Source organism: Nocardia pneumoniae NBRC 100136 (assembly GCF_000308755.1).
GTDB lineage: Bacteria > Actinomycetota > Actinomycetes > Mycobacteriales > Mycobacteriaceae > Nocardia > Nocardia pneumoniae.
In genome coordinates, this window is record NZ_BAGF01000041.1 from 141,172 (window position 1) to 162,290 (window position 21,119).

Annotated in this window: 23 protein-coding genes; 11 read left to right on the forward strand and 12 right to left on the reverse strand. The window is 68.9% G+C overall.

Annotation, left to right across the window (positions count from 1 at the left end):
- Nucleotides 1–106: 106 nt before the first annotated feature.
- Complete coding sequence (locus ON34_RS12835) at nt 107–1,252, reverse strand: LLM class flavin-dependent oxidoreductase (RefSeq protein ID WP_040778836.1); 1,146 nt, start codon at nt 1,250–1,252, stop codon at nt 107–109.
- A 229-nt stretch (nt 1,253–1,481) separates the two neighbouring features.
- Here ON34_RS12835 and ON34_RS12840 point away from each other — a divergent pair, with 229 nt between their 5' ends.
- Nucleotides 1,482–2,990 (forward strand): flavin-containing monooxygenase, encoded by a 1,509-nt coding sequence (locus ON34_RS12840; RefSeq protein ID WP_040778838.1) that lies wholly within the window; start codon nt 1,482–1,484, stop codon nt 2,988–2,990.
- A gap of 208 nt (nt 2,991–3,198) precedes the next feature.
- On the opposite strand, the gene ON34_RS12845 is transcribed toward ON34_RS12840, so the two are convergent.
- Nucleotides 3,199–3,807 (reverse strand): TetR/AcrR family transcriptional regulator, encoded by a 609-nt coding sequence (locus ON34_RS12845; RefSeq protein WP_051022442.1) that lies wholly within the window; start codon nt 3,805–3,807, stop codon nt 3,199–3,201.
- Nucleotides 3,808–3,862: 55 nt separating this feature from the next.
- On the opposite strand from ON34_RS12845, the gene ON34_RS12850 reads away from it, so the two are divergent.
- Entirely contained in the window at nt 3,863–7,048 is a 3,186-nt protein-coding gene (locus ON34_RS12850; protein WP_040778840.1) for an acetyl-CoA carboxylase family protein, read from the forward strand.
- A gap of 123 nt (nt 7,049–7,171) precedes the next feature.
- Nucleotides 7,172–7,804, forward strand: coding sequence for an HAD family hydrolase (locus tag ON34_RS12855; protein ID WP_245548008.1), 633 nt, complete (start codon nt 7,172–7,174; stop codon nt 7,802–7,804).
- Here the strand turns inward: ON34_RS12855 and ON34_RS33525 are convergent.
- Together ON34_RS33525 and ON34_RS36010 are read right to left on the reverse strand one after the other, a co-directional pair.
- On the reverse strand, nt 7,801–8,448 hold the full coding sequence (locus ON34_RS33525; protein ID WP_051022444.1) for a hypothetical protein: 648 nt from the start codon (nt 8,446–8,448) through the stop codon (nt 7,801–7,803). The genes ON34_RS12855 and ON34_RS33525 overlap by 4 nt on opposite strands.
- Nucleotides 8,426–8,935 carry a helix-turn-helix domain-containing protein gene (locus ON34_RS36010; RefSeq protein ID WP_157172282.1) on the reverse strand — a complete coding sequence of 170 codons (510 nt, stop codon included), beginning with the start codon at nt 8,933–8,935 and terminating at the stop codon, nt 8,426–8,428. Before ON34_RS36010 ends, ON34_RS33525 begins: the two co-directional genes overlap by 23 nt.
- 190 nt (nt 8,936–9,125) lie before the next feature.
- Between ON34_RS36010 and ON34_RS12865 the strand changes: the two genes are divergently transcribed.
- The 5 genes from ON34_RS12865 to ON34_RS12885 all read left to right on the forward strand — a co-directional run bounded on the left by ON34_RS12865 (nt 9,126) and on the right by ON34_RS12885 (nt 13,936).
- Complete coding sequence (locus tag ON34_RS12865; protein WP_083889378.1) at nt 9,126–9,770, forward strand: pentapeptide repeat-containing protein; 645 nt, start codon at nt 9,126–9,128, stop codon at nt 9,768–9,770.
- A 213-nt stretch (nt 9,771–9,983) separates the two neighbouring features.
- Nucleotides 9,984–11,015: an AraC family transcriptional regulator gene (locus ON34_RS12870; protein WP_040778844.1), complete on the forward strand. Its 1,032-nt coding sequence runs from the start codon at nt 9,984–9,986 to the stop codon at nt 11,013–11,015.
- Nucleotides 11,016–11,403: 388 nt separating this feature from the next.
- Nucleotides 11,404–12,426, forward strand: a complete 1,023-nt coding sequence (locus ON34_RS12875; RefSeq protein ID WP_051022446.1) for a PP2C family protein-serine/threonine phosphatase — start codon at nt 11,404–11,406, stop codon at nt 12,424–12,426.
- A 78-nt stretch (nt 12,427–12,504) separates the two neighbouring features.
- Nucleotides 12,505–13,365: an SDR family oxidoreductase gene (locus ON34_RS12880; RefSeq protein WP_040778846.1), complete on the forward strand. Its 861-nt coding sequence runs from the start codon at nt 12,505–12,507 to the stop codon at nt 13,363–13,365.
- Nucleotides 13,366–13,399: 34 nt separating this feature from the next.
- Nucleotides 13,400–13,936, forward strand: coding sequence for an AAA family ATPase (locus ON34_RS12885; RefSeq protein ID WP_040778848.1), 537 nt, complete (start codon nt 13,400–13,402; stop codon nt 13,934–13,936).
- A 15-nt stretch (nt 13,937–13,951) separates the two neighbouring features.
- On the opposite strand, the gene ON34_RS12890 is transcribed toward ON34_RS12885, so the two are convergent.
- From ON34_RS12890 to ON34_RS12910, 5 genes are all read right to left on the reverse strand, one after another.
- Nucleotides 13,952–15,457 (reverse strand): FAD-dependent oxidoreductase, encoded by a 1,506-nt coding sequence (locus ON34_RS12890; RefSeq protein ID WP_040778850.1) that lies wholly within the window; start codon nt 15,455–15,457, stop codon nt 13,952–13,954.
- A gap of 49 nt (nt 15,458–15,506) precedes the next feature.
- Complete coding sequence (locus ON34_RS12895) at nt 15,507–16,442, reverse strand: glycosyltransferase family 9 protein (RefSeq protein ID WP_085997064.1); 936 nt, start codon at nt 16,440–16,442, stop codon at nt 15,507–15,509.
- 311 nt (nt 16,443–16,753) lie between these two features.
- Nucleotides 16,754–17,080 (reverse strand): hypothetical protein, encoded by a 327-nt coding sequence (locus ON34_RS12900; RefSeq protein ID WP_040778852.1) that lies wholly within the window; start codon nt 17,078–17,080, stop codon nt 16,754–16,756.
- Nucleotides 17,077–17,538, reverse strand: coding sequence for a hypothetical protein (locus tag ON34_RS12905; protein ID WP_051022448.1), 462 nt, complete (start codon nt 17,536–17,538; stop codon nt 17,077–17,079). The genes ON34_RS12900 and ON34_RS12905 overlap by 4 nt, the downstream gene beginning before the upstream one ends.
- A 10-nt stretch (nt 17,539–17,548) precedes the next feature.
- Complete coding sequence (locus ON34_RS12910) at nt 17,549–17,890, reverse strand: hypothetical protein (protein ID WP_040779079.1); 342 nt, start codon at nt 17,888–17,890, stop codon at nt 17,549–17,551.
- 195 nt (nt 17,891–18,085) lie between these two features.
- On the opposite strand from ON34_RS12910, the gene ON34_RS12915 reads away from it, so the two are divergent.
- The gene (locus tag ON34_RS12915; protein ID WP_040778856.1) at nt 18,086–18,502 is read left to right on the forward strand and encodes a CBS domain-containing protein; all 417 of its coding nucleotides are present in this window, start codon (nt 18,086–18,088) and stop codon (nt 18,500–18,502) included.
- Between the two features lie 10 nt (nt 18,503–18,512).
- Here ON34_RS12915 and ON34_RS12920 read toward each other — a convergent pair whose 3' ends face one another.
- From ON34_RS12920 to ON34_RS12930, 3 genes are read right to left on the reverse strand one after another with little or no spacing between them, the layout of a single operon-like run.
- Nucleotides 18,513–19,232, reverse strand: a complete 720-nt coding sequence (locus tag ON34_RS12920) for a metallophosphoesterase family protein (protein WP_040778857.1) — start codon at nt 19,230–19,232, stop codon at nt 18,513–18,515.
- A 5-nt stretch (nt 19,233–19,237) separates the two neighbouring features.
- A complete protein-coding gene (locus ON34_RS36015) occupies nt 19,238–19,507 on the reverse strand; it encodes a BON domain-containing protein (protein WP_040778860.1) in 270 nt (89 codons plus the stop codon).
- Nucleotides 19,507–20,070, reverse strand: a complete 564-nt coding sequence (locus tag ON34_RS12930; protein WP_040778862.1) for a nucleotidyltransferase — start codon at nt 20,068–20,070, stop codon at nt 19,507–19,509. The genes ON34_RS36015 and ON34_RS12930 overlap by 1 nt, the downstream gene beginning before the upstream one ends.
- 131 nt (nt 20,071–20,201) lie before the next feature.
- Between ON34_RS12930 and ON34_RS12935 the strand changes: the two genes are divergently transcribed.
- Both ON34_RS12935 and ON34_RS12940 read left to right on the forward strand, forming a co-directional pair.
- Nucleotides 20,202–20,627 (forward strand): ChaB family protein, encoded by a 426-nt coding sequence (locus ON34_RS12935; protein ID WP_040778865.1) that lies wholly within the window; start codon nt 20,202–20,204, stop codon nt 20,625–20,627.
- On the forward strand, nt 20,614–21,108 hold the full coding sequence (locus ON34_RS12940; RefSeq protein ID WP_085997065.1) for a DUF6328 family protein: 495 nt from the start codon (nt 20,614–20,616) through the stop codon (nt 21,106–21,108). Before ON34_RS12935 ends, ON34_RS12940 begins: the two co-directional genes overlap by 14 nt.
- Nucleotides 21,109–21,119 lie beyond the last annotated feature (11 nt).

Genomic DNA, 21,119 nt, shown 5'->3' on the forward strand with positions numbered 1-21,119 from the left:
GTCGCGGCTGGTCAGCCGAACGGTAGACCATTCTCGCCGTGGGGAGCGGCGCACTGATAACTGGGGTGTTGCGGGCGATGCGGACACGCACCGAGCGCACACTCGGTCAACTGCTGGACGCGGCGGCGAACGGAGTGGCGGCGGCGACGCGGGGCCCCTGGTTCGGGTGCCGCCACAGTCCCTTGCGCTCCAGGATCGGCAGCACGCCCTCCCCGAACCAGTACGCCTCTTCCAGATGCGGATAGCCGGACAGGATGAAGTGCTCGATACCGAGCCGCGCGTATTCGGCCAGCCGCTCGGCGACCTCGCCGTGCGAGCCGACCAGCGCGGTACCGGCTCCGCCGCGGACCAGCCCGACACCCGCCCATAGGTTGGGGGCGATCTCCAGCCGCTCGGTGCTGCCGCCGTGCAACTCCGACATCCGCCGCTGGCCCTCGGATTCGCTGCGCGCCAAGCTGGCCTGCACCCGCTGGATATCCGCCGGATCGATACCGGTCAGCAGGCGATCGGCCTCGGCCCACGCCTGCTCGGAGGTGTCCCTGCTGATCACGTGAATGCGCAGGCCGTAGTCGAGGACGCGTCCATGGTCCGCGGCCAGGCGGCGGATCCAGTCCAGCTTCCCGCTCACCGCGGGCAGTGGTTCGCCCCAGGTCAGGTAGGTGTCGGCGTAGCGGGCGGCGACCGGTCCAGCCGGTTGCGACGATCCGCCGAAGAAGACCGGCGGCACCGGATCGGGACGGTTGCTCAACAGTGCCTCGTGGACCCGGATGTGTTCGCCCTCGAAGGTCACCGGCTCGGTGGAGTTCCACAGTTGCCGCACGACGTGCAGGAATTCCCCGGTGCGCGCGTAGCGCTGGGTCTTGTCCAGGAAGTCGCCGTAGGCGCGCTGCTCGTGCGGCTCGCCTCCGGTCACCACGTTCAGCAGCAGCCTGCCCTGGGAGTGCCGCTGGAAGGTGGTCGCCATCTGCGCGGCGAGGGTGGGGCTGACCAATCCGGGGCGGAAGGCCACCAGGAACTTCAGTGTCTCGGTGGTCTCCACCATCATCGCGGTGGTGAGCCACGCGTCCTCGCACCACGCGCCGGTCGGGGTGAGCACGGCCTCGAAGCCGTTGTCCTCGGCCGCCGCGCCGATCTGGTTCAGATAGCGCAGCGTAGCCGGACGGTCGCCGGACATGAAGGTGCCGTGCCCGCCCGCGACCAGTCCGCGAGAGTCCCCGTAGGTGGGGAGGAACCAGTGGAACGACAGACTCATGCTGAGCCAACTCCCTTCCGGAGGCCGGGCGACCTTGTCGGCGCGCCGCAGTCATCCATGCTGGGCGCTCGCCGACCGCGGGTCACGGTTTGCGACCAGGGCGGTTTTTATTCGGTGTTCGTCCGTGTCAGTATTCGCGACTAGACGTAACCCCGAATAACACGTAACCTTGGCTCAGCACGCGCGTGCTCAACGGTGCGCGGGCTGATCGGACGAAACGAGTACCTCAATGACGCGGCATGTCGACGTATTGATCATCGGCGCTGGGCTGTCCGGAATCGGCATGGCCTGTCATCTCACCATGGAGAAGACCGGGCGCAGTTACGCCATCCTGGAGCGCAGGACCGCCATCGGCGGCACCTGGGACCTGTTCCGGTATCCCGGCATTCGCTCCGATTCGGACATGTACACCTTCGGCTACGGCTTCCGCCCCTGGCACGGCACGAAGGTGCTCGCCGACGGGCCGAATATCCGTCAGTACATCGAGGAGACCGCCGCCGAGTACGGCGTCACCGAGCACATCCGGTTCGGCCGCAAGGTGACCACGGCCCGTTGGTCCAGTACCACATCCACTTGGACGGTCGAGGCGCTCGACGAGCGGACCGGCGAGACCGAGAGCTACACCAGCAACTTCCTCGTCGGCTGCACCGGCTACTACGACTACGACAACGGCTACCGCCCGAGCTTCCCGGGCGAGGAGAACTTCGGCGGGCGGATCGTGCATCCGCAGCACTGGCCGGAGGATCTGGACTACACGGGCAAGCGGGTGGTGGTGATCGGCTCGGGCGCCACCGCAATCACGCTGATCCCCGCGATGAGCGAGGCGGCGGCGCACGTCACCATGCTGCAACGCTCGCCGACCTACATCGCCGCGCTGCCCGCCGACGATCCCGTCGCGGTCGGTATGAAACTGGCCAAGGTGCCCGCGAAGATCGTCTACCGGATGGGACGCGCCCGCAATATCGCGTTGCAGCGCGCCAGCTTCCAGCTCTCCCGCACCAATCCGGAGGCGGCCAAGAAGCTGCTGCTCGGCGCCGTGCGCATGCAGGTGGGCGCGGACGTCGACATGCGCCATTTCACCCCGGCCTACAACCCCTGGGACCAGCGCCTGTGCGTGGTGCCCAACGGTGACCTGTTCAAGGTGCTGCGCAGCGGCAAGGCGTCCATCGTCACCGACCGCATCGAAACGTTCACCGAGACCGGCATCCGCTTGGCGTCCGGCGCGGAACTGCCCGCGGACCTGGTGATCAGCGCCACCGGCCTGAGCGTGCAGATGCTCGGCGGCATGAGCCTGGAGATCGACGGCGAGCCGGTGGTCACCCGCGACCGGGTGGTCTACAAGGGCGCGCTGCTCGACGGTGTGCCGAACGCGATGATGGTGCTCGGCTACACCAACGCGTCCTGGACACTCAAAGCCGACCTCGCGGCCCAGTACTTCTGCCGCGTGCTCAATCACATGAAAGCCAACGGCTTCACCCGGGTCGAGGCGATCGCCCGCGACAGCGACCGCGGAACGGATTCGGTCATGGGCGGGGCGCTGACCTCCGGCTACATCAAACGCGGCGACGCGGTGATGCCGCGGCAGGGCACCAACGGCCCGTGGCAGGTGATCAACAACTACTTCCGCGACCGCAAGCTGCTGCGCAAGGGGGCGCTCGAGGACGGGGTGCTGACCTTCACCAAAGCCGAGAAGTCGCCGACCACCGCGCCTCCGCTGGAGGGTTCGCGGAGCGCCTGAGCGCGGTTCGGCGTCTCAGCGGTGCGGCGGGCCCGACGAGGTGCCCGCCGCACCGCTCGCATAGACCGGTTCGCGGGCAGTGCGCACCCATGATCCCGCGGCCTGCTCGGGCAGTGCGTTCCGCACCGTATGCGGGGAATTCGCGTCTGGCAGCGCACTCTTTGGCTTGCGCGCCGCTGCGGATCCGGGACGCCGCGCGAGTCGTGGGCTACAAACCCAGCAGGGTTTCCGCGACAGTTCCGATGGCGTCGCGGTATTCGGTGCGGCTGTGTTCGTCGGCGGTGCGCCGGGCAAGGATGCCGGAGAGGAGTGCGTAGCCGACGGTCTCGGCGATCACGCGGAGGTCCGCGACCGGGGCGATGCGGCCTGCCTCCAGCTGGCGTTGCAGGTAACGGGTGAAGCGGCGGATCGGGCGTTCGGTGATCTCCTCGGCCAGCGCCGCGACCTTGGGGTCCACCGCGCCGCGCTCGTCGATCAGGCGTAGCAGCGGTCCCGCTGTGGCGACCGCGGCAGCGAAGGAGGCGATGGTGGCGCGCAACACCGCCCGGGGGTCGTCGTCCTCGATGCCCGGCTCTTGGGCGGCGAGGAAATCGTCACGGACGCGCGCGGCCAGCGCGAGGAAGATCTCCTCCTTGGAGGCGAAATAGACATACATCGTCGCGCGGGAGACGCCTGCCTCCGCGGTGATCGCGGCGACGGTGGTGTTGTCGTAGCCGCGTTCTGCGAATACCCGCGCCGCGGCGTCGAGCAGGTCGCGATGCCGGGAGGTATGCGAACGCTCCCGGGCGGCGCGCACCGACCAGGTGGACTGGGTCACGGGGACTATCGTCGCCGATATTGACGTTGACGTCAACGTCAATCAGACTGGCCGCATGCACGTGGTCGTGGTGAACAGGGGAGAAGTGGCGGTCCGGATCTTGCGCACCGCCCGGGAGCGTGGCTGGCGAACCATGGCGGTGCACACCGCCGAGGAACAGGACGCGCTGCACGTCCGCCTGGCCGACGACGCCGTGGCGTTGCCGGGTTCCGGAGCCGCCGCCTATCTGGACGTTGCCGCGGTCGTCGCGGCGGCGAGGAAGGCTGGACCGGGCGCGCTCGTCCACCCGGGCTACGGATTTCTCAGCGAGAGCGCGGAATTCGCGAGCGCATGCGCCGCGGCCGACCTTGTGTTCGTGGGCCCGGCACCAGAGGCGCTGCGCGTTTTCGGCGACAAGACCGCCGCCCGAGCCGCGGCCGAGAGCGCGGGTGTCCCGGTCATCCCCGCGACCCGTCGCGGCGCGGACATCGCGGAGATCGAGGCGCTGCTCACCGCACACCCCGCAGGCGTGATGGTGAAGGCCGCCGCGGGTGGCGGCGGGCGCGGGATGCGCGTGGTGCGGGACGCGGCGTCGCTCCCACAAGCCTTCGACCAGTGCCGGGCCGAGGCGCTGACCGGATTCGGCGACGACGCGGTCTACGCCGAGGCACTGGTCGCCGACGCGCGCCACATCGAGGTGCAGATCGTCGCGGACGGCCGCGGAGCAGTCGCGGTGGGGGACCGCGATTGCAGCGTGCAGCGTCGGCAGCAGAAGATGCTCGAGGTGGCGCCCGCTCCCGAGCTCGCCGCGCCGCTGCGAGACCGATTGCATCGGTGGGCCGTTCGGATCGCCGAAGCCGTCGGGTGTCGCGGCGTGCTCACCGTCGAGTTCCTCGTGCGTGGCGACGACGCGTGGTTCCTCGAGGTCAATCCCCGACTGCAGGTCGAACACACCGTGACCGAAGTGGTCACCGGCATCGATCTGGTCGCGGTGCAGTGCGATCTCGCGCGCGGCCGGACGCTGACCGATCTGCGGCTACCGGAGTCCGGCGCGGCCCGCGGCTACGCGGTGCAGGCGCGAGTGAACGCCGAGACCGTCACGGCCGGTCGTGACGTGCTGCCCGGCACCGGCACGCTGACCCATTTCGCCGCCCCGACCGGCAGTGGCGTACGCGTCGACACGGCCGCGTTCGCCGGGATGCGCCAGGGTGCGCTCTTCGACTCGCTGCTGGCGAAGGTCATCGCGTCCGGTCCGTCCTACCCCGCCGCGTTGCGCCGCTGTGCCGACGCGTTGGCCGAGACCGTCGTGACCGGCGTCGACACCAACGTCGCCCTGCTGCGCGCGGTGCTGACGGAACTGTCCGAGGGCCGCGTGGTGCCGACCGCGTGGTTCGAGCGGCACGTCGACGAGCTGGTCCGGCGCGCTGACGATTTCGCGACCGCGGTGCCGTCGTCCACGCCCGTCGCGAATGTCGCGGCGCGGCAGGTGACTCTTGCCGACGACGAGCAGGCGGTGCTGTCGCCGATGGGCGGCACGGTGGTGACTCTTGCCGAGCCCGGCTCCGTCGTGCCCGCCGGTGGCGAAGTCGCGGTGCTGGAGGCCATGAAGATGCAGCACGTCGTGCGCGCGGAAGAAGCTTTGTGCGTGCGCCGTCACGTCGTGGCGCCGGGAGAGGTCGTCGACCCGCACGCGCCATTGCTGACCTTCGTCGCCGCCGAGCACGACGGCGAGGATGCCGACCTCGCCGTGGTCGACCTGGATTCCGTGCGCGCCGATCTCGCCGAGGTCCGCGCCCGCCACCGCGTCGGCCTGGACGAAGCCCGGCCCGAGGCGGTCGCGAAACGCCATCGGCTCGGGCGGCGGACCGCGCGCGAGAACATCGCCGACCTGGTCGACGCGGACAGCTTCGTCGAGTACGGCGCGCTCGCGGTCGCCGCGCAACGGCTGCGGCGCAGCCAGGAGGACCTGATCGCGAACACCCCCGCCGACGGGCTGGTCGCGGGCGTCGCCACCGTCAACGCCGAACTGTTCGGTCCCGACCGGTCGCGCGCGGTCGTGCTGTCCTACGACTACACGGTGCTGGCGGGCACGCAGGGAATGCGCAACCACGCCAAGACCGACCGCATGCTGGAACTGGCTCACGAGCAGCGCCTTCCGGTGGTCTTCTTCACCGAGGGCGGTGGCGGAAGACCCGGCGACACCGACTACCCCGGTATCTCCGGGCTGGATGTCACCACGTTCCGTGCGATGGGTGCGCTGTCGGGCCGGGTTCCGTTGATCGGCATCGTGTCCGGACGGTGCTTCGCGGGCAATGCCGCCTTGCTCGGCATGTGCGACGTCGTGATCGCCACCCCGGACGCGAATATCGGGATGGGTGGTCCCGCCATGATCGAGGGCGGCGGTCTGGGCGTGTACGCCCCGGAGGACATCGGGCCCATCGAGGTGCAGCGCCGCAACGGCGTCGTGCACGTGGTCGCGGCCGACGAGGCCGAAGCGGTCGCCATCGCCCGCCGCTACCTCGCCTACTTCCAAGGAGCGATCGAGGACTGGGCCGCGCCGGACCCGCGCCTGGCGCGGCATGTGGTCCCCGAGAACCGCTTGCGCGCGTTCGACATTCGCGCAGCGATCGAGGCCATCGCGGATGTCGGGTCGGTGCTGGAGTTGCGCCGTGACTGGGCGGTGGGGATCGTCACCGCGTTGATCCGGGTCGAAGGGCGGCCGTTCGGCCTGGTCGCAAACAACTGCCACCACCACGGCGGCGCCATCGACGCACCCGCCGCCGAAAAGCTCAGCATGTTCCTGCGCCTGTGCGACGCTCACGACCTGCCCATCGTCTCGCTCTGCGACACACCGGGTTTCATGGTCGGACCGGACGCGGAGAAGGAGGGCACGGTCACGAAGTTCAGTCGCCTGTTCATCGACTCCGCCGCGCTCTCGGTGCCGCTGGGGACCGTCATCGTACGCAAGGGCTATGGTCTCGGCGCCCAAGCCATGGCCGCGGGCTCGTTCCGTGCGCCGCGGTTCGTCATCGCCTGGCCGACCGGGGAGATCGGCGGCATGGGTCTGGAGGGCGCGGTGCGTCTGGGGTTCGCCAAGGAGCTGGCCGCCATCGACGATCCGGAGAAACGTCAGGAGGCGTTCGACAACCTGGTCCAGCTCGCCTACGCCAACGGAAAGGCCCTCACCGCCGCCACCGTGCTCGAAGTCGACGACGTCATCGACCCCGCCGACACCCGCCGCTGGATCCGCACCCTGCGCTGATCGCGAGAAAGGACGACAGAGCCCTGCTGCGAGGTTCGCGCAGCGCTCGAGCCGAGTCCGTAGACTTGCGTTCGCTCGTGGCGCTGTCGATCGTAGGTGGGAGAGATCTGCTTGATCAGGTCCGTGGTTTTCGACGTTGGTGAAACGCTGCTGGACGACACACGGGAATTCGGAGCGTGGGCGGACTGGATCGGCGTACCGCGGCACACCTTCTCGGCGGTACTCGGCGCGGTCACGGCTGCGGGCCGCAACAACGCTGAAACCTTTCAGTACTTCCGACCAGGATTCGACCTGGAGCGTGAGCGGCAGCTGCGAGAAGACGCTGGGTGCGGCGAGAATATTCAGGAACAAGATCTGTATCCGGACGTGCGCCCCGCGCTGTCTGCCCTGCGAGAACGCGGAGTGTGGATTGGCATTGCAGGGAATCAAACAGTGCGCGCAGCGTCATTGCTGCGAGCGCTGCACCTCCCATGCGATGACATTGCCACATCAGCGGAATGGGGTGTCGTAAAGCCCGATCGCGCTTTCTTTGATCACGTAGCAGAATTCGCGCCTGGCGTACGCAATGAAATCGTGTACGTCGGCGATCATCGGGACAACGACATAGTCGCGGCTCGCGCAGCCGGTTTGAAATGTGCCCTTATCCGCCGAGGGCCCTGGGGCTACCTGTGGGCCGACGAGGTGAGTCGGCATGGAATCGCGGATTGGGTGGTCGATTCCCTGAACGATCTGGTCGAGGTCTTGGAAGCAGGCTAGAGAAGGGTCAGCATCTCCTTGACCAGTGGATGACTACCTGTGTGCTGGGGTGCAATCGACTGAGCTTCATGGAGGGCGGCGCGCACGTTGTCGTGCTGCCTTGCCAGCATGTGCGCACGGGCCACGTCGATATAGAAGTGAGATCGGCGTTCTGCCGGTACCTGACCGGGCGGCGCCCAGTCACTCGCCGCCGCGAGTGCAGCACCGGCGTCGCCCATCTCCACCCCCAGTGATACTTGATGTATACGCACGGACGCTGGCCCGAACGCGGTGCCGAAGTAGAGGCTTTCGGGCACGCCAACCGCGATCTTCGCTGCCTCATCAAAATGTGCTCGAGCTGCATCGGGCCGATATTCCTTCGCGGCAACCACAGCAGCGCGCATATGCAGTGATTCGTACGTAGCTGCTGCCGAAATAGATCGGAAAGGGTCGATGGCGTCTGCTGTCCGCTCCAACAACTTGCGACCGGTAGCGAGTTCGCCACTGGCAAAGAAGCTCTCGGTCCGCACATATGTTGTCGTGGCGCCGAGCAATTCGTCGCCCGTCCTGGCCGCCGTGGCTTGCATCATCGTGATGATTCGCGCGGACAAGTCGTGGTATCCGTACTTGTCGGCGATGGCATCAGCTGCGCGATAGGCTTGCACCAGAAGGCGATCGACTTCTGTACCCCCGATGGAAAAGCCGAGGGCGATGGAGTTCCGCGAGCAGCCCGGGAAGTTCGCAGACGAGACGTAGGTAGTTGGAGTTCAGACGGTCATGCACAGCGGCGGCGACGGCGTCGCGCAGAAGATCGACCGGCCGTATCGGGCCGTCATCTGGCACGTCGTGAGCGTCGAGTGCTCGACGCAGATCCGAGACCCGAGCTTCAACTGCTGCAGCTGAGCGGTCGACACCGACAGCAACAGACGGACCTACGCCAAGCGCCGCACGGAAACGGGCCGCCTGCTCATCGTCGAGACGCCGAAGCAGCGTGTCCATCCCAGCAGCGTATTCGCCAGCCAAGCTGATGGTCGCGCCGCGGCGCTCCCACTTCCGGACGACAGCCTCCGAAAACCCGGTCATTTCGGCCAACTCACGCTGAGTACGGCGCAGTGCTCGGACCTCGACACCCGTCCACGAGTTCACGATCATCTGGTATCCCCCATTCGCGATTGATTGGCGCTCGTGCGGGCAGCGTACGGGTTCCGAAGCGGCCACGACCCGGCAATCGGCTCACTCGGCCGCGTACCTGAGCGCGGTCGCCGTCTGATCGGCGGCGAACTTGTCATTGCGCACCGGAATACTCGGTGCCGACCGATCTTCGTGACGAATGGAGGAGCGCATGGCGCGCGAGCTCGACGACCTGCCTTACGCGCGGTACCTCACCGCTCCGGAAGGCGATCTCGAGGCGGAAGGCGATTACGACTGCGTCCGGGTGGACGGCGGCGAACTGGACGACCTCGATGTACGGCACGCTCGATTCAGCGAGTCGGTGTTCACCTCGGTCGCCATCACCAGGGGAAGCCTGCGCTTCACCCGGTTCAGCGACGTGTGGCTGCGCCATGTCCGGTGGGTGGGCACCGAGCTGGCCGACACGGTCTGGCTGGACGGCGAGGTGGTGTCGGGCGCGATGTCCGGTGTCGACATGGCGGGTGCGAACTTGCGGCGGGTGCGATTCGAGGGCTGCAAATTCGACTCGGTCAGCTTCCGCGGCGCCCAGTTGCGCGAAGTGTCGTTCGTCGACTGTGTCCTGCGCGACTGCGACTTCGCCGAGGCCGCGCTGACCGACCTCACGGTCCCGGGCTCGACCCTGGCCCGGCTGTCGCTGCGCAATGCCGGGTTGGCGAAGGTGGACCTGCGTGGTGCGACCGCGCTCGACATCAGCGACGGGCTCGACAGCCTGCGCGGTGCGACGATCACCCATGCGCAGTTAATGGACCTCGCGCCCGTCTTCGCGAGTTTCCTGGGGCTCACCGTGCGGGACTGATGCGTCCCCGGCGTGGGATCCCGCCGCAACCGAGCGTGATCGGCCGTGGCCGGAACGTGCGGCAGACGAACCACGAATGACGAAAAGCACTGTGCACCAGGGCCTGCCCGCCCCATGTCCGGAACCCATTTCGGCGATCCCGCGGTGCGCGGCACATCCGATTGATACATTGCGCCGGTACCGCGCAGTACCGCTTCATCGAGGACGCGAGCCATGGTCGATCGGGATTCCCTCCGCAGCACCGCGGGCGTGCGCACTCTCGTGCGGATCGCCGGAGAGCGCGGAATGGCGCCCGCCGAGTGCCTGGCCGGAACGGCGGTGTCGCCCGCGGCGCTGCTCGATCCCTCCGCCGAGATCAGCACGCACGACGAATTGCGCGTGGTCCGCACGGTGCTCGGCCGGTTCGGCGATGAACCCGGACTGGGTCTCGTGGCGGCGGCTCGTCAGCACTTCCGCTTGCGGGGACCGTGGGGCCTCGCCCTGCTCGGCAGCCGGACGCTGCGCGAGCTGATCGAGGTGGCGCAGCGCAGCGCCGGCCGCACCGTGCCGCTGGGCCGGCTGACTTTCGAGGAATCCGGCGGCGAAGCGCGACTGCTGTTCCAGGATGCCGAGATTCCGCCGGGCATGCGGGCGTTCTTCGCCGAAATGACGCTGGCGGGGCTGCCCGCATTCGATCGCGAGCTGTACTCCGTCGGCGTCCCCGTCCGGCGGGTGAGTTTCCGGCACGCCGCGCCGCGCAACATCAAGCGCTATCGCGAGGTCTTCGGCGTGATACCGGTTTTCGGCGCGACGGTGAGCGGGGTGGTGTTCGACCGCGGCCTGCTGGATCAGCCGCTGCCACCGGCGAACGACGCCGCACGCGACAGCTGCGGGCAACTGTGCCGCGATCTGCTCGACCGGCGCCGCACCCGCACCGGCGTCGCCGCCTCGGTGCGCGATCTGCTGGTGCGCAACCCGGGTGAGATCCCCGATCAGGCCACGGTCGCGCTCGGCCTGTACATGAGTTCGCGCACGCTGTCGCGGCGCCTGCACGAAGAGGGAACGTCGTTTCGCGCCCTGCTCGACGAAGTGCGGCAGACGATGTCGGAAGTGTTGCTCACGCACACCGACATGACCACCGAACAGGTGGCCGCCCGCCTCGGCTACGCCGAAGCGGCCTCCTTCATCCGGGCCTTTCGCCGCTGGCAGGGCTGTCCGCCGCAGACCTTCCGCGCCCGCGGTCTCGAGCCCTGCCGGGCGTCCTGAGTCGATCTGAGCGACGCGTGCGTCCCGGCGGCGCGCATGACGCCGCGCCGAGCGCCGCCGCCGCGGGCAGACCATCGGCTACCGCGATCCAGGCCGTGCGCCCGGTCCATCCAGCACTGGGATCTGGCGCCGCGAACGCTCCCGTACTATCGCGATCGGAGTTGGCCGGGCGGGGAGACGAAGGAGGATGGTGTGGACGTTCGCACCGACAACGAGCCACTGTGGTTACGGTTGGGCCAACGACTCGCGGACAACGTGGAGGGCCGGATCACGGCGTCGCCCGGGCCGAGCGCCAGCGAGGCGAAGGCATGAGCGAGCGCAGCGAGCGAACGATGAACACAGCCGAGCGGTCGCTCGTGCCGAAGTCGAGCGCCAGCGAGGCGAAGGCATGAGCGACGGCGGCAGCGACCTACGCTGCGCGGGATGTGCGGCTGTCGGCCTGGACAGCCGCCGCTGCTCCTCCTGCGACCGCGAACTCGGCTACCGCTACGTCGCGCTGCCCGGCCACGATCCGACCCCGTGCGCGCAGTGCGGTGGAACGCGATTCGACGCCGACGGACGATGCGCGCACTGCGGGCGGCCCCGGCCGGTGCCGGATCGCTCAGCCGCCGATCTCGGCGCGGTGGCGTTGCTCACCGATCGCGGAATCGTCCATGGGCGCAACGAGGATGCCGTCGCCGCGGGAGTGCTCGACAGTGCGATCACCGGGTCGTCCCCGGCCGTCGTGATCGCGGTCAGCGATGGGGTCTCGACCTCGGCGCGACCGCAGGTGGCCTCCGGTGCGGCGGTACGCGCCGGCGTCGGCGCCACCGCCGCCGCGCTCGCCGCCGGGCAGCCCGCGAGCGACGCCATCATGCTCGGTCTCGCCGCTGCCGCGCAGGCCGTCCGCGACGTCGACGTCCCCGATGGTCCGGCTCCCTCGTGCACCTACGTGTCCGCCATCGTGGTACATGACGAGGCCGATACCGAGATCACCGTCGCCAACGTCGGTGACAGCAGGGCATATTGGCTTCCGGAAGCGGCTGCGCAGGCCCGGCGGTTGACCGTCGACGACTCCTGGGCGCAAGCCTTGGTCGACGCCGGTGCGCTGGACGAGCAGGCGGCGATGGCCGACCCGCGGGCCCACACGCTGATTCGCTGGCTGGGTGCGGACAGTCCGCCGGAACCCTGGGCCGACAATTGTGTGCGGACGGTGCGTGCCACGGGTCCCGGCATGCTGCTGCTGTGCTCGGATGGGTTGTGGAACTATCTGCCCGCCGCGTCCGCCCTCGCCGACAAGGTGGCTGGGGCCGCTCCCGCGGTAGCGGCCAACGGGCTGGCCGAGTTCGCACTGGGGTGCGGTGGCGGCGACAACATCACCGTCGCGCTGGTTCCGGTGCCCTGGCGGGGCCGCCGGGATGACGACCGGTGACCGGCGCCGGAAGGTCGCGAAACACCGTTCCGCAGTTCCATAGACAGTGATGTTCATGGTTGCGTATGGTCGTCGACTATGACGAAGTTCGGCGGTAAGACCTGTTTGATCACCGGCGCGGCCAGCGGCCTCGGGCGGAGTACGGCACTGGCGGCCGCGGCCAAAGGCGCCGCGCTGGTCCTCACCGACATCGCCGCCGACGGACTCGCGCAGACCGCCGCCGACGCGCGTGCGGCGGGCGCGACCGTGCACGTGGCCACGCCCGCCGACGTGAGTGATTACGACCAGGTCGTCGCGCTGGCCGCGGAGGCGCACGCCGCGGTCGGCAGTGTCGACATCGTCATGAACGTGGCCGGGATCGCCACCTGGGGCACCGTGGACCGGCTGACGCACGCGCAGTGGCGGCGCACCATCGACATCGACCTGATGGGTCCGATCCACGTGATCGAAGCGTTCGTCCCGCCGATGATCGCCGCAGGGCGCGGCGGGCATCTGGTGAACGTGTCGTCGGCCGCGGGATTGTTCGGGCTGCCATGGCACGCGCCCTACAGCGCGGGCAAGTTCGGCTTGCGCGGGGTGTCCGAAGTGTTGCGTTTCGACCTGGCCCGGCACGGCATCGGCGTAAGCCTGGTGTGCCCGGGCGCCATGGCCACACCGATGGTCGACAGCGTCGACATCGCGGGCGTCGACCGGACGGCCGAGGCGGTGCAGCGCGGGGTGTCGCTGTTCATGCGGCACGCGGTGACGCCGGAGGCGGCGGCCCGGTCGATCGTGCGCGGCGTCGAGCGGAATCGGTACCTCGTCTTCACCTCGCCCGACATCCGCGTCGGCTTTTGGGCCCAGCGGTACTTCCCGCCCGCCTACACCCTCGCGATGCGCGGGCTGAACTGGGCGATGACCCGCTACGTCGAGCAGAGGACCAGCGCGCCCGCCCGCTGAAAACCGTTCGACGGCGACGCCGTGGTGCGCGATCATGATCACCATGGCGTCCGCCGTCTATCTGATCACCGGCATCCAGGCCGCGGGCAAGTCCACCGTCGCGCAGGCGCTCGCGCAACGGCTCCCGCGGTCGGCGCATGTGCGCGGCGACACCTTCCGGCGATTCGTCGTGAACGGGCGGGCGGAGATGAGCCCCGATCCCTCGCCGGAGGCACTCGCCCAGCTCCGATTGCGCTACAGCCTGGCGGCGGGCACGGCCGACGCGTACGCCGACGCGGGGTTCACGGTTGTCGTGCAAGACGTGGTGCTCGGCGAATTCCTGGCCTGGATGGCGGATCTGATCATCACGCGTCCGCTGTATGTCGTCGTGCTGGCGCCACGCCCCGAGGTGGTCGCCGCCCGCGAGGCCGAGCGTGGCAAGGACGCCTACGACGAGTTCACCGTCACGGGTCTGGACACCGTGTTGCGGGAAAGCACACCGCGGATCGGCCTCTGGTTGGACACATCGGACCTGACGGTCGAGCAGACCGTCGACAAGATCCTCGCCGATGCTCGCCCGTTGGGCGACTGACACGGTCGGGGCCGGTCAGGAGGTGCCGCGCGGCACGTGCAGGGGAGTCAACGACCTGGTCGCCGGACCCTCGAGCAAGGTGCCGTCGGGCGCGAACCGCGAGCCGTGCAGCGGGCAGTCCCAGGTGCGTTCGGCGTCGTTCCAGCTCACGATGCCGTAGAGATGCGGGCATATCGCGGAGACCCGCGTCGTGGTGCCGTCCACCGTGCACACCGCGGTCGGGTGCAGGCCCTCGCGCAGCACCGCGCCGCACCCTTCGGCCGGGGCGGCGCCGTCGTGCCGGGTGACGGCGCGCAGCCAACCAGCGGAAAGATACTGGGCCACCGCGGCATTCAGCTTCGTCGCGGTAGGGAGCGCCCTGAGTTCACTCGGGCGCCAGCTGGCCAGCGCGCCCGCCCAGTCCGGCGGATCGCCGACGCGCTGTCCGGCCAGCGCGATCGCCGCGGCGACGCCGTTGGTCAGTCCCCACTTGGCGTATCCGGTGGCGAGCTGGATGTCGTTCTGGCCAGGGAGCACGGGCCCCACGTAGGGCAGCTCGTCGACCGGCGCGTAATCCTGAGCCGACCACTGGTGTACCGGTGTCGCGGTGGGGAACCAGGTCCGCGCCCAGCTCACCAGGTCGTCGGCCTTCCGCTTGGTCGACCCGCCGCGGCCGACGACGTGGCCGTTGCCGCCGACGAGCAGCAGCTCGCCGTCCGGCCCCGGCGCGCGACGCAGGGACCGCGTCGGGCTGCCCGCGCTGATGTACATGTCCTGCGGAACGGGCTCGTCCACGGCGAACGCGGCCAGGTAGGACCGCTGCGGGGTGAGGCGGGCGAAGAATCCGCCGCGATCCAGAATCGGTGTCCCGGTAGCCAACACCACCGTGCGGGCGGCGAGGTCGCCGTGTTCGGTCGACACCACCAGATCGCCCCGCTCGCCGTGGTGCACGCCACGCACCAGGGTGGACTCATAGATCGGTGCGCCGTGCGACTCGACATCCGCCGCCAGCGCCGCGAGCAGCGCCATCGGATCGAGCTGTGCCTGATCGGCGAGGCGGACGGCGCCGTGCGCCGGGAACGGAACATCGACTTCGTCGAGCAGTTCGGTGGCCAGGCCCGCTTTCTGCGTCGCGGCGTATTCGGCTCGCACCGCGGACATTTCCTCCTCGTTCTGCGCGTAGGTCAGCGCGGCCACCCGCTCGGCCGGAACGCTATGCGCGGCGCAGAACTGCAACAACCATTCCTGTCCCGCGCGATTGGCCTCGACGTAGGCGCGCAGCGTGTGATCGGAGTGGTGCGCGGCGATCTGCTGAGCGCGGGTTCCCTGCAACAGGCTGATCTTCCCGGTGGTGGAACCGGTCGTTCCAGCGCCGACGCGTCTGCCTTCGACCACGGCCACCTCGATGCCGTTCTCGGCCAGCAGCAGCGCCGTCACCAGGCCGGTGAGCCCGCCGCCGATGACGACCGTGTCGAAGCGCGAGCCCGGCGTCAACCGCAAGCGTGCCGGGATCTGTGCGCCGTGCAACCAGAGGGAGGTCATAACCCCGAAATAGCCGGTCTCGATGGGCCGAAACGCCCGGGCGCGCCCGTCACACCGGCGCCCGGCTGGTGAGCTGCCGATCCGCGGCGGCGACCACTTCGGCGACGCTGATCAGCGCCAGTCCCGGCGCGGGTGCGTCGGCCAGCGGATCGTCGACGCGGCCGGCCCACAGGACGGTATGCGCCTCCCGTTCCTGCGGTGGTCCCCAGGTTCCAGGCGATTCGGGGCCGAAGATCAGCACCGACGGGGTGCCGAACGCGGTGGCCAGGTGCCCGACACCCGTGTCGCCGCTCACCACGAGCGCCGCGCCGGCCACCGTCGCGGCGAGCTGGCGCAGCGTGAGTTCGCCCGCCAGCACACTGGTTTCGGGCAATCCGGCCTGGTGAGCGACACTGCACGCGAGCGGGCGATCCGCGGCGCTGCCGACGATCCGCACCGGGTGGCCCCAGTCGCGGAGGTCGGCCGCCACGGCCGCGAACCGCTCCGCGGGCCAGCGCCGCGCGGGCGCACCACCCGGGTGCACGACGATCGATTCCCGCTCGCCGATGGTCTCCGGCGGCGGCGCGATATCCAGGCGAGTGGGATCGGCCGGAATGCCCGCGTACTCCAGCAGTCGGCACCACCGCGCGGGCTCGGGCAGGTCCGGCTGCCACGCCGGGCCGGGCACTCGGGGAAAGTCCTTGTGGCGGTGGGCGATCATGTGCGCTGGGCCGGTCGCGAGCAGCGCACCGATGCTGTCGGCGCCTGTACCGTGCAGATCGACCGCGAAGTCAGGCGGGGGCGCGTTCCAGCGCAGCGCGGCCGACAGCGGAGTCGCGTGCAGTTCGTCGACGCAGTCGGCCAGTTCGACGACGGGGCGCAGCCAGCCCGGCGTCGCGAGAACCAGCTGGTGTCGCGGCCGGGTGTCGTGCAATGCGCGCAGGGCGGGAACCGCCGTCAGCAGCTCGCGCAGCCCATGTGCGCAGAGCGCGAGCGTGACAGTCACGGATGCCTCCACAGGAATCGAAAGGGGAGACCCACCGCCGGGACGACGTCGTTGGCGAACCGGGGCGGGTGTGCCACCAGCTTCGAGCCGCTCGCCGGAAGTCCTGCTCGGACCTCGGGAAAACGCGTCTCGAAGGCGCCGGCCGATGTGCCCGTCGACGCCGTTGTCGGGGGCATGCGCATCGGATTCCGGCAGTACTCCCACCGGGTTGGCGCCTGGGTAACCCACGGCGGGAGCGGTATTCGGGATATGCCCGGTTCGCACGGTTCGAAACCTGCCGTTTCCACTCCGGGGACGGGCGGCTCGACGCGCTATTTCGGCACGAGAATGCCGGTGAGATCCGCCTTACGGATCGGGGTATCGGGATTGGCCTGTGCCGCGCACATCAATTCGATGGCGGTGATCGCCGCATCGACGGTCCTGGCGTCCGGCGTCCCGTCACCCTCGCGCTCTTGCTCGAGGAACTTCTCCGTGGTGATGCGCTGCTTCTCGGCATCCTGGGCGACGAATTCGTTGCACGGAGTGTCGCCGCCCTTGTTCACCACCTTCTTCGGCTCGTCCCCGCAGCCTGCCGCGCACACTGCCAGCGCGGCCAGAACGGCTATGCCCAGACGACCGGGCCGGATCGCGGCGCTCATCGCCCGAACCCCGCCAAAGCCGAGGCCAGATCCGGCTCGCCCAGCGCCTCCAGCGCCTGCTGCCGCACGTCGGGGCAGTTCTGCGTGGTGGCGGTGTCGACGACGTCGCGGTCGGTGACGACCAAATCGTTGAGGCCTCCGTTGCGGACCGCCCAGTTGTGCACGGTGCCGTTGAAGCTCACCTTGGCGATCACCGACCCCTGATCACGCCAGTTGTCCAGGTCGGCACGCATCATGTCGCACAATTGCTTCGCCGCCTCCGGCGTGACCTGGTCGGGATTCGGCACCTGCGTCTCCGGCGGGCCCGGCATGGTGATCGAGACGGTCCCGGCGCTGGGCGTCGCCGGAACGGGCGCGCTGTCGCCGTTGTCCGAACACCCCGCGAGCGCCGAACCGACCGCGCAAGCACAGGTGAGCAAGGCCAGGCGCATCCACGCCCGGTTGCGATGGTCTGTCATTGTCTACTCCTCAGTGACCGGCCGCGTCCCTCAGCCGCCTGCCTTCGCGCACTTTGATTCGGCGATGCTCGGCGACGATCACGAAAACACCGGCGATGATGCAGACGGCGCTGACGACACCGGCGACCACCGCCCAGCCCGCGAACCCGTATCCGGCGGCCGTGAGCGTGAGCGCGAGGGACACCACGCCGATGCCGACGAGGATGATGCCCGGCCAGTTGCGGGTGTCCTCGATGGATTCCCCGGCGTGCGTGCGGACTGTGCGTGCGTGATCCGGAAAAGTCTCATGCGAGCGTCCGTGCTGCTCACCGGCGCCGGATCCCGCATTCGATTCGTTCGGTGCTGGCAGCATCGGATTGTCCTTTCTGTTCAGCGGCAACGATTTCGGTGCGCGACGGCCTTCGCGCCGGAAGTGCTCCAGTCGGCGATCCTGGCCGCCATACGGGTCGGATGCCCGCGTTAAGGGATCCGAAACGCGGGTACGACCTGAGCGAGTCGCCCGGTTCTCGGGGGCTCGCACAACTCGAGACGTCCCAGGAGGACACCGATGACAACAGCACGGGACATCATGACCCCCGACGTGGAATGCATCCGTTCCAGCGACACGATCGTCACGGCCGCGCAGCGGATGGCGGAATTGAATGTCGGCGCCCTGCCCATCTGCGGTGAGGACAACCGGCTGAAGGGCATGCTCACCGACCGCGACATCGTCGTCAAAGTGATCGCCCAGCGCAAGGACCCCCTCGGGGTGGACGCGGGCGAACTCGGCGGCGAACTGGTCACCGTCGACGCGAACGACGACGTACGCAAGGTCATGTCGGTGATGTCCCAGCATCAGGTACGGCGCGTGCCGGTGCTGGAGAATGGCCAACTGGTCGGCATCATCGCTCAGGCGGACGTCGCCACCACCGTGGAGAACACCGAGGCGGGCAGCACGGTAGAGGCCATCTCGACCGACTTCTGATCCAGCACGCTCAGACCGCGGCCGGGTGTAGGTCGTAGACCGCGTACGCCGCGCGAATCACCGGCTGGGCGACATTGCGCACCCGGATGCCGCCCGGAGTCGTGCCGCGCTCGGCGCCCGCGTGCGCGTGACCGTGCAACGCCAGATCCGCGCCGTGCGCGTCGATCGCCTCGCCGAGCAGGTAGGACCCGAGGAACGGGTAGATCTCCCTCGGCTCGCCGTGCAGTGTGTCGCTGATGGGGGAGTAGTGCGTGAGCGCGACCCTGACATCGGTGTCCAGCGCGGCCAGGGCACTGCCCAGCGTGGCGGCCACATCCACGGTGTGCCCGGCGAATTCGCGCATCAGACGTTCACCGAAGACGCTGGCGCACTTGCCCGCGAAGCCGCCGCCGAAGCCCTTCGTGCCCGCCACCCCGAGCGTTGTCCCGTCGACGGCCAGTGTCATCGATGTCCCTTCCAGGACCGTGATGCCGTGGTCGCCCAGCACGGAAGCGATATCATGCTCGGCATCGCAGTGGTAGTCGTGGTTGCCCAGCACGGCGGCGACCGGCACGCCCAGGTCCGCGAACTCCGCGGCGACGACCTTCGCTTCCTCGACGGTGCCGTGCCGGGTCAGATCGCCGGCGAGCAGGAAGACGTCGGCCCGCTCGGGCAGCTCACGCAGAGCCGGACGCCACTGCCCGCGCGAATCCACGCCCATGTGTACGTCGCCGACCGCGGCTATCCGCATGCCGCTCAACTCCTTTCGGACCGGTCCGGTTCGAGCGTCTCGGTTTCCACGGGCGCCGCGGGGCGGGTGACATGAACATCGTTGTGGATGCGCGCGTGCGGAAGTTGCTCGCGGACCACGGTTTCCATCTGCTGTTTGCGTTCTTCGCTGCTCACCTCGCCGCCGAGCACCACGACATCGCCACGGATGGTCACCTGCACGCCGAGTTCGGCGGTGCGGGGATCCTCGGCCAACGCGCGGCGCAGATGGGCGACGACGTATTGCGGCTGCTCCATTACTCCACCTTTCCGGTGCGGGTGATGCCGAGGTCATCCAGCAGGCCGAGGAAGGCACGCGCGTACGGCGACGCCTTGGTCTCCTTGCGCACCACCTCCCAGTCCACCTGTTCCCGCAGATCGCGCGCGATGTGCAGGATCGGGCTGAGATCCAGCCGATGGGCGTCGAAGACCAGCATCTTGTCCACCATCAGGTCGGTGCCGCTGATCACCGGAGCCTTGGTCGGCCCGATGCGCATCATGGTGGCGCGATCGAGCAGTTCGTCGGTCACCTCGCGGTCGTTCGGACGATAGATCAGGTCGATGAGGATGTCGTCGGCGTAGACCTTGCGCAACCAGTCCTCCGGCGGCTCGCAGGCGCGAAGTCCCGCGCGTGTCAGCGCGTGGACCGCCCGCCCCACGTCCTGCGGTTTGACGAAGAGATCGACATCGTGTTGCGAGGCCGGACCGCCGCGAGCGTAGACCGCACAGCCGCCCGCCACCGCGAATCGGATATCGGTGCGCGCGAGCGCGTTCACCGCGCGGGTGAGCGCGTGCAACAACTGATCGGTGGTCACGACCATGCAGCGGTGGTACCCGGCAGAGGCCGGGTTAATCGGGGTTTCTCCGGGTATGCGACCGGATACGGAGGGCCCGCGCAGACAGGTCGCGAGCGGCTTCCGGACTACCGGACGGGACACGGAAGGGAGCGATCATGCCGAAGACGACGGCACGCGGAGAAGCGAAGCAATCCGAGCTGCCGGGCACCCTGCGCCGGTCGGACGAGAAGGCTCAGCGAACCTTCGCCGAGGCGCACGACGCCGCGCTCGAACAGTACGACGGCAATGAGCAGCGCGCCCATCGCGTCGCCTACGCCGCGTTGAAACACAGCTACGAGAAGGTCGGCGACCACTGGGAGCCGAAACCACGTCGCGGTCCCTCCGACGAACGCGCCGAGAGCGGCGGCCCGAGGGCGCAAGGGGAGACCGCCGAAGGGGTCAACGCCAACGCGCCCAAGGAGCACCTGGTGGCCGTCGCCCGACGGCTGTCGATCCCCGGCCGTTCCCGGATGACCAAGGACGAACTGGTCGAGGCGATCCAGAAACGCAATCGCCAGGAGACCCGGCGTGCCAGAGAATGACGACGCGTGGGCGCGCCGAGAGCGTGGTGAGACCGAACTCGAACAACTGGACCGCAATTGGGCCAGTCTGATCCAGGAATTGCGTGTCGTGCAGACCGGCGTGCAGTTCCTGTTCAGTGCGCTGTTGATCCTGCCGTTCGAGGCGTCGTTCGGTGCGTTGTCGCACGCCATGCGCATGCTGTACGTCGCGACCCTGGGCGCCGCCGTGGGGGCGACGGTCTTCTTGGTCGCGCCGGTGTCCTGGCATCGCATTCTGTTTCGGCGGCACCGACTGGGCAACGTCGTCGCCGCGGCGCATCGGTGCGCGATGGCGGGGCTCGCGCTGCTGGGCCTCGCTTTGATCGGGGCGGTGATCCTCGTGGTCGACCATATGACCGGAAGGGCCGAAGCCGTGGTCGCGGGAGTCATCCTCGCCGCCCTGTTCCTGGTCGCGTGGCTCATCGCGCCGTGGCGCTGGCGCGGCACACCGACCGATCTCTGAGCACAGTCATC

What these genes read in the sequence shown, in the direction of transcription:
- ON34_RS12835 (WP_040778836.1), bottom strand. Translation starts at nt 1,252, where the DNA reads ATGAGTCTGTCGTTCCACTGGTTCCTCCCCACCTACGGGGACTCTCGC.
- ON34_RS12840 (WP_040778838.1), top strand. Translation starts at nt 1,482, where the DNA reads ATGACGCGGCATGTCGACGTATTGATCATCGGCGCTGGGCTGTCCGGA.
- ON34_RS12850 (WP_040778840.1), top strand. Translation starts at nt 3,863, where the DNA reads ATGCACGTGGTCGTGGTGAACAGGGGAGAAGTGGCGGTCCGGATCTTG.
- ON34_RS36010 (WP_157172282.1), bottom strand. Translation starts at nt 8,935, where the DNA reads ATGATCGTGAACTCGTGGACGGGTGTCGAGGTCCGAGCACTGCGCCGT.
- ON34_RS12865 (WP_083889378.1), top strand. Translation starts at nt 9,126, where the DNA reads ATGGCGCGCGAGCTCGACGACCTGCCTTACGCGCGGTACCTCACCGCT.
- ON34_RS12870 (WP_040778844.1), top strand. Translation starts at nt 9,984, where the DNA reads ATGGTCGATCGGGATTCCCTCCGCAGCACCGCGGGCGTGCGCACTCTC.
- ON34_RS12875 (WP_051022446.1), top strand. Translation starts at nt 11,404, where the DNA reads ATGAGCGACGGCGGCAGCGACCTACGCTGCGCGGGATGTGCGGCTGTC.
- ON34_RS12880 (WP_040778846.1), top strand. Translation starts at nt 12,505, where the DNA reads ATGACGAAGTTCGGCGGTAAGACCTGTTTGATCACCGGCGCGGCCAGC.
- ON34_RS12885 (WP_040778848.1), top strand. Translation starts at nt 13,400, where the DNA reads ATGATCACCATGGCGTCCGCCGTCTATCTGATCACCGGCATCCAGGCC.
- ON34_RS12890 (WP_040778850.1), bottom strand. Translation starts at nt 15,457, where the DNA reads ATGACCTCCCTCTGGTTGCACGGCGCACAGATCCCGGCACGCTTGCGG.
- ON34_RS12900 (WP_040778852.1), bottom strand. Translation starts at nt 17,080, where the DNA reads ATGAGCGCCGCGATCCGGCCCGGTCGTCTGGGCATAGCCGTTCTGGCC.
- ON34_RS12905 (WP_051022448.1), bottom strand. Translation starts at nt 17,538, where the DNA reads ATGACAGACCATCGCAACCGGGCGTGGATGCGCCTGGCCTTGCTCACC.
- ON34_RS12910 (WP_040779079.1), bottom strand. Translation starts at nt 17,890, where the DNA reads ATGCTGCCAGCACCGAACGAATCGAATGCGGGATCCGGCGCCGGTGAG.
- ON34_RS12915 (WP_040778856.1), top strand. Translation starts at nt 18,086, where the DNA reads ATGACAACAGCACGGGACATCATGACCCCCGACGTGGAATGCATCCGT.
- ON34_RS12920 (WP_040778857.1), bottom strand. Translation starts at nt 19,232, where the DNA reads ATGCGGATAGCCGCGGTCGGCGACGTACACATGGGCGTGGATTCGCGC.
- ON34_RS36015 (WP_040778860.1), bottom strand. Translation starts at nt 19,507, where the DNA reads ATGGAGCAGCCGCAATACGTCGTCGCCCATCTGCGCCGCGCGTTGGCC.
- ON34_RS12930 (WP_040778862.1), bottom strand. Translation starts at nt 20,070, where the DNA reads ATGGTCGTGACCACCGATCAGTTGTTGCACGCGCTCACCCGCGCGGTG.
- ON34_RS12935 (WP_040778865.1), top strand. Translation starts at nt 20,202, where the DNA reads ATGCCGAAGACGACGGCACGCGGAGAAGCGAAGCAATCCGAGCTGCCG.